Annotated in this window: 11 protein-coding genes and 1 pseudogene; 6 read left to right on the top strand and 6 right to left on the bottom strand. The window is 65.1% G+C overall.

Annotated features, from left to right (window positions below; translation table 11 throughout):
• Positions 1 to 197: pseudogene (locus ACR2JI_RS08720) on the bottom strand (LytR C-terminal domain-containing protein); the annotation flags it as partial.
• Positions 198 to 219: 22 nt separating this feature from the next.
• Positions 220 to 528, bottom strand: coding sequence for a nucleoid-associated protein NapA (gene napA / locus ACR2JI_RS08725; RefSeq protein WP_526389687.1), 309 nt, complete (start codon positions 526 to 528; stop codon positions 220 to 222).
• Between the two features lie 107 nt (positions 529 to 635).
• Between napA and ACR2JI_RS08730 the strand changes: the two genes are divergently transcribed.
• Together ACR2JI_RS08730 and ACR2JI_RS08735 are read left to right on the top strand one after the other, a co-directional pair.
• A complete protein-coding gene (locus ACR2JI_RS08730) occupies positions 636 to 1,229 on the top strand; it encodes a peptide deformylase (RefSeq protein WP_526389688.1) in 594 nt (197 codons plus the stop codon).
• Positions 1,230 to 1,246: 17 nt separating this feature from the next.
• On the top strand, positions 1,247 to 2,041 hold the full coding sequence (locus tag ACR2JI_RS08735; RefSeq protein WP_526389689.1) for an exodeoxyribonuclease III: 795 nt from the start codon (positions 1,247 to 1,249) through the stop codon (positions 2,039 to 2,041).
• Between the two features lie 68 nt (positions 2,042 to 2,109).
• Here ACR2JI_RS08735 and ACR2JI_RS08740 read toward each other — a convergent pair whose 3' ends face one another.
• Both ACR2JI_RS08740 and ACR2JI_RS08745 read right to left on the bottom strand, forming a co-directional pair.
• Positions 2,110 to 3,120 (bottom strand): NADP-dependent oxidoreductase, encoded by a 1,011-nt coding sequence (locus tag ACR2JI_RS08740; RefSeq protein ID WP_526389695.1) that lies wholly within the window; start codon positions 3,118 to 3,120, stop codon positions 2,110 to 2,112.
• A gap of 16 nt (positions 3,121 to 3,136) precedes the next feature.
• Positions 3,137 to 4,831, bottom strand: a complete 1,695-nt coding sequence (locus ACR2JI_RS08745; protein ID WP_526389690.1) for an MFS transporter — start codon at positions 4,829 to 4,831, stop codon at positions 3,137 to 3,139.
• Between the two features lie 75 nt (positions 4,832 to 4,906).
• Here ACR2JI_RS08745 and thiD point away from each other — a divergent pair, with 75 nt between their 5' ends.
• The 4 genes from thiD (at position 4,907) to ACR2JI_RS08765 (ending at position 8,198) form a co-directional block, all read left to right on the top strand.
• A complete protein-coding gene (gene thiD / locus ACR2JI_RS08750; RefSeq protein ID WP_526389691.1) occupies positions 4,907 to 5,752 on the top strand; it encodes a bifunctional hydroxymethylpyrimidine kinase/phosphomethylpyrimidine kinase in 846 nt (281 codons plus the stop codon).
• Positions 5,753 to 5,773: 21 nt separating this feature from the next.
• Positions 5,774 to 6,406, top strand: a complete 633-nt coding sequence (locus tag ACR2JI_RS08755; RefSeq protein WP_526389692.1) for an alpha/beta hydrolase family protein — start codon at positions 5,774 to 5,776, stop codon at positions 6,404 to 6,406.
• Positions 6,407 to 6,492: 86 nt separating this feature from the next.
• On the top strand, positions 6,493 to 7,929 hold the full coding sequence (locus tag ACR2JI_RS08760; RefSeq protein ID WP_526389696.1) for a flavin-containing monooxygenase: 1,437 nt from the start codon (positions 6,493 to 6,495) through the stop codon (positions 7,927 to 7,929).
• A gap of 14 nt (positions 7,930 to 7,943) precedes the next feature.
• Positions 7,944 to 8,198, top strand: a complete 255-nt coding sequence (locus tag ACR2JI_RS08765) for a DoxX-related protein (RefSeq protein WP_526389693.1) — start codon at positions 7,944 to 7,946, stop codon at positions 8,196 to 8,198.
• 9 nt (positions 8,199 to 8,207) lie between these two features.
• Here ACR2JI_RS08765 and ACR2JI_RS08770 read toward each other — a convergent pair whose 3' ends face one another.
• Together ACR2JI_RS08770 and ACR2JI_RS08775 are read right to left on the bottom strand one after the other, a co-directional pair.
• Positions 8,208 to 9,689, bottom strand: coding sequence for a M28 family metallopeptidase (locus ACR2JI_RS08770; protein WP_526389694.1), 1,482 nt, complete (start codon positions 9,687 to 9,689; stop codon positions 8,208 to 8,210).
• Positions 9,686 to 10,438: a thiazole synthase gene (locus tag ACR2JI_RS08775; protein ID WP_526389697.1), complete on the bottom strand. Its 753-nt coding sequence runs from the start codon at positions 10,436 to 10,438 to the stop codon at positions 9,686 to 9,688. The genes ACR2JI_RS08770 and ACR2JI_RS08775 overlap by 4 nt, the downstream gene beginning before the upstream one ends.
• Between the last annotated feature and the right edge of the window lie 16 nt (positions 10,439 to 10,454).

Here is a 10,454-nt window from a genome sequence, read left to right on the forward strand (position 1 = left end):
TAGACCCGGACGTCCGGCTTGGGTGCGGCGGGCTTGCTGGTGGTGGTCAGGGTCCGCGTCGAGGTGTCCTCGCCACTGTCATTGCTCGAGCTCATCGCCTGGAAGCCGACCAGCAGAAAGATCACACCGAGGAATAACAGCACCATGACCATGGCGCGCAGAGGCAGCCCGGATGAGTCAGGAACGCGCTCGTTCATCCGGCCAACTGTAACGGGCCGATCAGGGGACCTCGAAGCCCAGCCGACGTGCGGCCCGGGCCTTCTGGCGGCTGGCACGCAGTCTGCGCAACCGCTTCACCAGCATCGGATCGGCGGCCAGGGACTCCGGACGATCAACGAGGGCGTTGAGAACCTGGTAGTAGCGGGTCGCCGACATGGAGAAGAGCTCCTTGATGGCTTCTTCTTTCGCGCCGGCGTACTTCCACCACTGCCGCTCGAAAGCCAGAATGTCGTATTCGCGGCGGGTCAGCCCCTCGGGGAGTTCGGCGTCGTCAAGCGATCGCTCGGCCCGTGCCATGGCGCCGTCCATTCGATCCCTTCTAATGACATCCCTGTGGTTCGTGGACATTGAATCATGCCGACGTGCACATGCACGGCATCGAACCCCGCGCGTCGGCTCACTTAAGCTTGCCGTCCATGGCGGTCCGACCCATTGTGATCCTCGGCGATCCCGTTCTGCACCAGCCGACCACCCCGGTGGCGGTCGGACCGGACGGCTCACTTCCCCCCGACCTGGCGGCCCTGATCACCGACATGTACGACACCATGGACGCCGCCAACGGCGTCGGCCTGGCAGCCAATCAGATCGGCGTGGGGATGCGACTGTTCGTCTACGACTGCCCGGAGGAGCGCGGTAAGGCCACCTACCAGCGCGGCGTGGTGATCAATCCGTCGCTGAAGACATCGCCGGTTCCCGAGACGATGCCCGACCCCGAGACCGACGACGAAGGGTGTCTCTCGGTTCCGGGTGAGTCGTTTCCGTGCGGGCGGGCGGAATGGGCCAAGGTGACCGGCCTGGACGCCGACGGCAATCCGGTGACGCTGGAGGGCACCGGATTGTTCGCCCGGATGCTGCAGCACGAGACCGGTCACCTCGATGGATTTCTGTACGTGGACAAACTTGTCGGCCGCCACGCCCGCGCGGCCAAGCGAACCGCCAAAGCCAACGGCTGGGGTGTTCCAGGTCTGTCATGGATGCCCGGCGACGTGCCGGATCCCTTCGGTCACTGACGATCTCGGAGCAGAAGATGAGAATCGCTACCTGGAACGTCAACTCGATCCGCGCCCGCGCTGAGCGGGTGGTCGACTGGATGGCGCGCGCCGACGTCGACGTGCTCGCGATGCAGGAAACCAAGTGCTCCGACGAGCAGTTCCCCATGATGACGTTCCTGGGCGCCGGTTACGAGGTGGTGCACTGCGGACACGACCAGTGGAACGGTGTGGCCATAGCCTCCAGGGTGGGCATCGACGACGTTGCGATCGGTTTCGACGATCAGCCGATGTTCGGTGGAAAAGCCGAGGCGCGGGCGCTCGGTGCGACCTGCGGCGGAGTTCAGGTGTGGAGCCTCTACGTGCCTAATGGCCGCACTGTTGAAGACCCGCACTTCCACTACAAGCTGGAATGGCTTGCGGCACTGAGGAATAACACCGAGAAATGGCTGCGCAACGACCCGTCGGCACGAATCGCCCTGGTTGGCGACTGGAACGTCGCCCCGACCGACGAGGACGTTTGGGATATCGAGGTGTTCCGCGGAAGCACCCACGTCACCGAACCTGAACGCGCGGCGTTCACGGCGATCGAGACATCGTTCGCAGATGTCGTGCGCCCCTTCGCTCCCGGACCCGGGGTGTACACCTACTGGGACTACACCCAGTTGCGGTTTCCGAAGAAACAGGGGATGCGGATCGACTTCATCCTGGCTTCACCGGAATTGGCGCGGCAGGTGGTGCATGCGGAGATCGTGCGTGACGAGCGCAAGACCGGCAAGGAGCGGATCGGTTCACCCAGCGACCACGCGCCGGTACTGATCGACCTCAGCTAGCCGTCGGCTCACTGGCTCACGTCCGATTGATCAGCTCGCCGTCGGCTCGCTGGCTCACATCCGATTGATCAGCTCGCCGTCGGCTCGCTGATCTTCACCAGCATCTTGCCGATGTTGGCTCCGGTGAACAGTCCGTTGAGTGCGTCAACGCATGATTCGAGTCCGTCGAAGACGGTCTCGCGATGCACCAGCAGGCCTTCTGCCCCCCACCGGCGCAGGTCGGTGAACGCCTCATCGAAGCGGTCCCACATGTCCAGCGCATTGAACCCCTGCATCGACGCGGTCTTGGACAACAGGTTGACGTAGTTGGCCGGACCCGGGTGCTCGCCGGTGAGGTAGCTCGAGATGACGCCGCACAGGACAACTCGTGCCTTGGGTGCCAGCCGGCCCAGGACGGCATCGAGGATCTCACCGCCGACGTTGTCGTAATAGACGTTGACACCCTTGGGACAGTGCTGCTTGAGTGCGGCCCGAAGATCGTCCTTCTTGTAGTCGATGCACGCGTCGAACCCGAAGTCCTCCACTACTGCTCGACACTTCTCCGGGCCGCCGGCGATCCCGACAACCCGGGCGCCGGCGATCCTGGCGATCTGACCGGCGATCGATCCGGTCGCGCCGGCCGCGGCGGAGACCACGACGGTCTCACCGGGTTGGGGGCGGCCGACCTCCATCATCCCGAAGTACGCGGTGGCGCCGCCGGAACCGTAGACGCTCATGATCGCCCGTTGGTCACTTTCCCCAGGGATGGCCGTACTGAAGATGTCATCGCGGATGATCGAGTACTCCTGAAAACCGGTGAGGGTTGTGACGATATCGCCGACCTGGAAAGCGGGGCAACGCGATTCGATGACTTCGCCGACACCTGCCGCGCGAATCACCTCGCCGATGCCCACCGGGGGAAGATAGCCGGGCTGGTCGTTGAGCCATGTTCGCACCGCGGCGTCGAGTCCGACGTAAGTGGTGCGCAGCAGCGCTTCACCATCGGCGGGGCTCGGAGCCTCTGCGCGTACGAGTTCAGTGTCCTGCGGGTCGACCAGACCGACCGGACGGCGGCGTAGAACGATCTGGCGGTTGATCATCGGCACGCTGCCGAAGTTACCCGCTTGCGTAGCGACCCGGGTTGAACATCGACGCGATCGCCCCGATCATCATCATCACCGCGGCGGCGCCGAATACGACTACCAGACCGGAATGGAAGGGCCCGGCGATGAGATCCGGGAAGAAGGTCTTGCTGGTGAGCACCGCGGCGTCGACTCCGGGCTGGTTCAGTCCACCTGAGGGCTCAAGCAGTTCTGCCATCGGGTTATAGCCCAGGAATGCGGCGAACAGGCTGCCTACCGGCGGCGTCGCGGCGATCTGGTCGGCCAGTGCGACCGGGACGCCGTGCTGGCGCAGGCCACTGGTCATGGCGCCGGGCAGCGAATGGGCCAAGCCGACCACCATCAGGGAGAAGAAGATCCCAATGGACAGCGACGACCCCGCATTGAGGAAGGTCGCCCGCACACCGGAGGCCGCACCCCGCGCCGAAGCCGGGACGCTGGACATGACAGCAGCGCTGTTCGGTGCGGTGAACACACCACCGCCAATCCCGTTGAGGAACAGCAATAGGGCGAAGATCCGATAGTCGAAGTTGACCGGGATCATCACCAACGCGACGAACGACACCGTCATCAGCAACATGCCGGTGACGGTGAAGGGCCGAGCGCCGTAACGGTCGGCCAGTGACCCTGCAATCGGTCCGGCGATGAGAAAGCCGACGGTCATCGGCAGCATGTAGATGCCGGCCCACAGCGGAGTGGACTCGAAGCTGTAGCCGTGCAACGGAAGCCAGATGCCCTGCAGCCAGATGATGAGCATGAACTGCAAACCACCGCGACCCACCGACGCCATCAGGCCGGCGAGGTTACCCATGCCGAATGCGGTAGACCGAAACAGCCGGACGTCAACCACGGGTTGGGCCACCCGGAGTTCGATCACGACGAACGCCACCAGCAACAGGAGACCGCTGCCGATCGCGCCGAAAACCGCCGGGTTGGTCCAACCGGTGCTGTGATCGCCGTAAGGCTGGATGCCGTAGGTGATCCCGACCAGCAGAACAGTCAGGCCGACGCCGAAAGTCAGGGTTCCGGCCCAGTCGAGTTGCCCAGGTGAGCGAGCACCAAGTTCCTTGAGCGACCGCAAACTCCACACGGTGCCCAGAATCCCGATCGGCACGCCGACCCAGAAGATCGCCTGCCAATCAACCTCGGACAGCACCCCGCCGATGAGCAGCCCCAGGAACGAACCTGCAACCGCGGCAACCATATTGACGCCCAACGCCATACCACGCTGGCGGGCCGGGAAGGCATCGGTGAGAATCGCCGACGACGTGGCCATCAGCATCGCACCACCGACGCCCTGCACCACCCGCCAGGCGATCAGCCACACGGCACCGCCACCAAGTACGAACGGATCCAGTGACAGGGCTACAGCGGCGACGGTGAAGATGACGAAGCCGATGTTGTAGAGCCGAACCCGTCCGTACATATCGCCAAGCCGACCGAACGGAACCACGAGGACTGCCGTCACCACCAGATAGCCCATCAGCATCCAGAGCAGATAGCCCACGTTGGCCGGCTGTAGCGGGTTCAGACCTATGCCGCGGAAGATGGCGGGCAGCGAGATCAGCACGATCGAGGAGTTGACCATGGCCAGGAGAGTGCCCAGCGTGGTGTTGGAGAGCACGACCCACTTGTAGTGCGGATGACGTCTGTCGGTGGCGGCCCTCCGGCGATCCAGCAGTTCGGTCATCTCAAGAAAAGCATATACAAGCTATGCAAATTGGCGCCACAACCCGTGACCCATCCCACTGCTAGCGTGGCGAGGGTGGAGTTCCTGCCCCTGACGCCGCCACGCCAGACCCCCGTTCGGGTGCTGAGCATCGCCGGCACCGACTCCGGCGGGGGCGCGGGCCTTCAAGCCGATATGCGGACCTTCGCCCTGCTCGGAGTCCATTCGCTGGTCGCCGTCACGGCGGTGACAGTGCAGAACTCGTTGGGCGTCAAGGGGTTCCATGAGATCCCGACCGAGGTGATCGCCGGTCAGATCGAAACCGTCGCCTCCGATATCGGCCTCCAAGCCGCCAAGACGGGGATGCTGGCCTCGTCGGCGATCATCGAGACCGTCGCAGGCACCTGGCGCGACGCGGTCCTGAAAGGGCGCCCGGCCGGTGCCGTGCCGTTCGTCGTCGACCCGGTCTGCGCCTCCATGCACGGCGACCCGTTGCTGCACGCCTCGGCCCTGGACACCCTGCGCACCGAGTTGTTCCCGTTGGCCAGCCTGGTCACGCCGAACCTCGATGAGGTGCGGCTACTTGTCGGCATCGACGTGATCGACGCCGCCACCCAGCGCGACGCCGTCAAAGCCTTGCACGACCTCGGTCCGCAGTGGGCATTGGTGAAGGGCGGCCACCTGCGCCGCGCCCCGGACAGCCCCGACCTGCTCTACGACGGTGCCGAATTCCACCAGTTCAACGCACCGCGGATCAACACCAGCCATGACCACGGCGCCGGGGACACCCTGGCGGCGGCCGCTGCCTGCGCGCTGGCGCACGGTTACGCAATGCCGGAGGCGGTGGCGTTCGGTAAGGCCTGGGTCACCGAGTGCCTGCGCGCCGCGTACCCCTTGGGCGCCGGGCACGGCCCGGTCTCGGCGCTGTTCCGCTTGCAATAGGCCGGTTGCAATGAGCGAACAGTGAACCTCGATGACATCGCCGGCATCGCGCACTGGCCTGCGCGCACACCCACCGGCATCGTGGTACTCACCCACGGCGCGGGCGGCAGCCGGGAATCGCCGCTGCTGATCGCGATCTGCGAGGAGTGGGCGCGACGCGACTGGCTGGCCCTCCGGTACAACCTGCCGTACCGGCGCCGTCGACCGAAGGGACCACCCTCGGGATCGGCGGCCGCGGACCTGGCCGGTGTCACCGAAGCGATCGCCGTGGCGGCCGGTCTCGCCGACGGGCCGGTGATCGCAGGCGGTCATTCCTACGGCGGGCGGCTGACCTCCATGGCGGTCGCCGAGCAATCGAAGAGCGTGCAACGGGTCGATGCGCTCACGCTTTTCTCCTATCCGCTGCACCCACCCGGCAAGCCGGAGCGGCCACGCACCGATCACTTCGGCGGAATCACCGTGCCGACCGTGTTCACCCACGGCAGTTCCGACCCGTTCGGCAGCATCGATGAGCTGCGCGTCGCGGTCCGGCTCATCGCCGCACCGGTCGAGATCGTCGAAGTAATCGGAGCCCGGCACGACTTAGGGACCAAAGGCCCTGATGTTCCGACGGCGGCCGTCGACGCCGCGCTGCGCCGAAGCGGACTCGGCTAACGCGAGGTACCGTCGATTTCATGTCCGAGCGGAACGACTCCGAGCAGAACTATGACGTCATCATCGTCGGGGCCTGATTCGGTGGAATCGGCGCGGCAGTCCAGCTCAAGCGTCTCGGGTTCGAGAACTTCGTGCTTCTCGACCGGCTCGACGACCTGGGCGGCACCTGGTACGTCAACCACTACCCCGGCCTGGCCTGTGACGTTCCCACCACCACCTACTCGTACTTCTTCGAACCGAACCCGAACTGGTCGCGGCTGTTCTCCCCCGGCGCGGAGATCAAGCAGTACGCCGACAACGTGGCCGACAAGTACGACGTGCGCCGGCACATCCGCTTCAACACCACGGTGGAGGGAGCGCGCTGGGACGACGAGGCCCGGCTGTGGCGGGTGGCACTGTCCGATGGCCAGACGCTGAGCGCTCAATACCTGATCACTGCAACGGGTTTCCTGTCCCAGCCGCACACTCCGGACATACCCGGAATCCACGGTTTCGACGGCAAGGTCATCCACACCACCGCCTGGGACGACTCGTTCGATCCGGCCGGCAAGAAGATCGGCCTGATCGGTACCGGAGCCACGGCGGTTCAGCTCATTCCCGAACTGGCCAGGAAAGCCGGTGAGCTGACCGTCTATCAGCGCACCCCGATATACGTGGTACCCAAGCTGGACTTCGCTTATCCGCGGCGCGCCAGACGGCTGTTCGCCCGAGTCCCGCTCGCGCAGCGCGCCGTGCGGGCCGTCACCGACGCCATCTACGAGCTCTTCAACTACGTCGTCCTGCATCATCGGCAGGCACTGTTCCGCCGGCTCAACATCGGAGCGGCCGACGTGTCCAAGTTGTACCGCTATCTGGTCATCCGGGATCCAGAGATGCGCCGGCAGCTGACTCCAGACTACGACTTCGGCTGCAAGCGGCCGACCTTCTCCAACAGCTACTACCGCACGTTCACCAAACCGAATGTGCACCTGCAGACAAGCGGGATCGAACATATCGAGCCGCATGCGATCGTGGCCAACGACGGCACCCGTACACAGATCGACACCCTGGTCCTGGCGACCGGCTTCGATCTGTGGGAGGCGAATATCCCGGCTATCGAAATCATCGGACGCGGTGGCCGGAACTTGGGCAAGTGGTGGCGGGAGAACCGTTTCCAGGCCTATCAGGGCGTGTCGATCCCACAGTTTCCCAACTACCTCAGCCTGGCCAGTCCTTACGCATTCATCGGTTTGAACTTCTTCAATACGATGGAATACCAGATGCGGATCATGGATCGGCTGCTTCGAGAGGTCAGGCGCAGCGGCGCAACCACTTTCGAGGTCACCGATGAGGCCAACGCCCGGTTCCTGGACCAGATGCTCGAGCAAGTCGGCGACACGGTATTCGCCGTGGGGCACTGCGCAGAAGCCCGCTCGTACTATTTCAACCCACATGGTGAGGCGACACTTCTTCGTCCGATGACGGCCAAGGCCGCCATCACGCAGGCTTCCGATTTTCCGCTGAGCGACTACGCGTTCAGCTAAACGAAAGGTTCTCGATGTCGTCACGCGTTACTGGGTTCGGTCTGGTCCTCGCCGCTACGGGCCTGACACACTTCATCAAACCCGCTGCCTTCCAGTCGATCACGGAATCGGTGTTCCCGAACAACACTCGCCGGTACACCTACATCAACGGTGGCATCGAGACGGCCCTGGGCCTTGGTTTCATAGCACCGCAGACCCGTAAGTTGGCGGTCGCAGGACTACTGGGCTACGGCGCGTATCTCGGAATCAATGCCGCCCGAAACCGCTGACACGGACCCCTACGATTTGGTCAGGACGTGACGGGTGCGGTCTTCTCGGACCGGCATCCCGTTACGGCCGCCTAGATCCTGGGCGTAGAGCCCGACTGCATATGGCACGCCGCCGCCGTTGATGCGTTGTGCATCACGGTCGACGTGGTCGAGGGTGTCGGTGGCCTTGTGATAGTTCGGGTCGAACGGCGCGTCAGCGGTGCCACCCCACGACTGCGCCTGCGCCGCGGTCTTGTTCTCCTCGGCGCCGGAGAACAGGCCACCGGCAGGAATGCCCGCCATGGTGAACCCGTCGTAGTCGGAGCGGCCGTCGAAGGAGGTGTCCTCGGCGGTCTTGCCCTGAGCCTCGAGGTAGCCGACGAACGTGCGCTCGATTCCCGGTGAGCCCTCCGGCACGCGGGGCACCGACCCGTCACCCCGCGGCGCCGATTGATTGCCGTCATAGGTGAAATAGCCGGGGTTGGGTGATCCGAGCATGTCGAAGTTCAGGTAGAGCGCGATGTCCTTGAGCTGTTCGACGTTCAGCGACTCGACGTATTTCCGGGAGCCGACCAGGCCGATCTCCTCGGCCCCCCAGAATGCGAACCGCACGGCATTCCGGACCTTCGGAGAGCTACCGAGTTGCACGGCGGTCTCCAGAACCGCGGCTACACCCGAGCCGTTGTCGTTGATGCCGGGCCCCGCCGGAACGCTGTCTAGGTGGCCGCCCACCATCACCACGTCCTGCGGCGAGCCGGTCTTGGTCTGCGCGATCACGTTGCGGGCCATGATGGTTCGGGTGCCCGCGTCGAGTTTGAGGGTGACTGGCCCGGGCTCCGCGCGAAGCCGCGCCCCGTCGGCCTTACTCACCCCGACCACCGGGATCTGAACCTGGGTCTTGTCCCCCAGTGTCCCGCCCATCTTCTCTTCGTCGACATTGTTGGCAACGATCAGCGCGATGGCGCCGAGCTTTGCGGCAATCGTCGCTTTCTCGTTGAACTGACAGCTGCCGCGGTCGACGAGCACCACCGCACCCTGGACGGGAATGCCGTCGTAGGCAGCGGGAACGCAACCGGGTGTCTCGCTGGCGGGGGCGACGACCAGCGGCCCCTGGAGTCCCGGCGTTCCCCCGCTGAACTCCAGGGCGTGCGCGGCGACCTCAGTTCCGCCGACTGTCAGCACCGGCTTCTCGGCCTTGAACACCCGGGTGCTGAACTCCGGAGTCATCACGTCGAATCCCCTGCCACGCAACACCTCCGCGACGAATTCCACACTTGCCTCATACCCCGGGGTGCCGACAGCGCGGTTGCCGTCATGGGCGTTGGCGATGTCCTGCAGCGTGGCCAGGTGGGCAAACATCGCGTCGACGGTGACTCGCTTCTGCAGCCCGGTGGCGAACTCGATGGCAGGCCCTCCGGCCGCCACCGGCTTCGGGAGCTCGGCCGTCCGGCTGCAACCGAGCGCCGCCACGACGAGCGCGATGGCAGCGATGACCCTGGCGGTTCGTCTCATAGAGCCAGACTAGGGCTCGATGCCTGCGCCCAGAATCGCTTGGGGATCCGGCCCGCGTGGCGCGCGAGATGCCCGGCGGTGACGGCGGCGGCCATCGCGGCGGCCATCGCCGCCGGATCGGCCGCCCGGGTAACCGCGCTGGCCAGCAGTACGGCGTCACAGCCCAGTTCCATGGCCAGCGCCGCATCACTGGCGGTTCCGATCCCGGCGTCCAGGATCACCGGCACCCCGGCGGCGGCCACAATCATCTCGATATTGTGCGGGTTGGAGATGCCCAGACCGGTTCCGATCGGTGAACCAAGCGGCATGACCGCCGCGCAACCGGTGTCCTCGAGCCGGCGGGCCAGCACCGGGTCGTCATTGCTGTAGGGCAGCACCACGAAGCCGTCATCGACCAATTGCTCTGCTGCTCTGATGAGTTCAACCGCATCGGGCAGCAGGGTTCGCTCGTCGGCGATGACTTCCAGTTTCACCCAGTCGGTGCCGAGCGCCTCTCGGGCCAGTCGCGCAGTGAGAACGGCCTCGGCTGCACCGCGACAGCCGGCGGTGTTGGGCAGCGGTGTGATGTGTAGCCGCTCCAGCAGGTCGAGCACGCCGGTACCTCCCTCGGCGTCGACACGGCGCATCGCCACCGTGGTCAACTCGGTGCCGGAGGCCACCAGCGCCGCCTCGAGCACCGTCAGATTCGGGGCCCCGCCTGTGCCGAGGATGAGCCGCGAACCGAATGTCCGGTCGGCGATGGTCAACATTTCAGCCACCCTGAAC

It is taken from the genome of Mycobacterium sp., assembly GCF_051006775.1.
In the GTDB taxonomy this organism is placed as follows: domain Bacteria; phylum Actinomycetota; class Actinomycetes; order Mycobacteriales; family Mycobacteriaceae; genus Mycobacterium.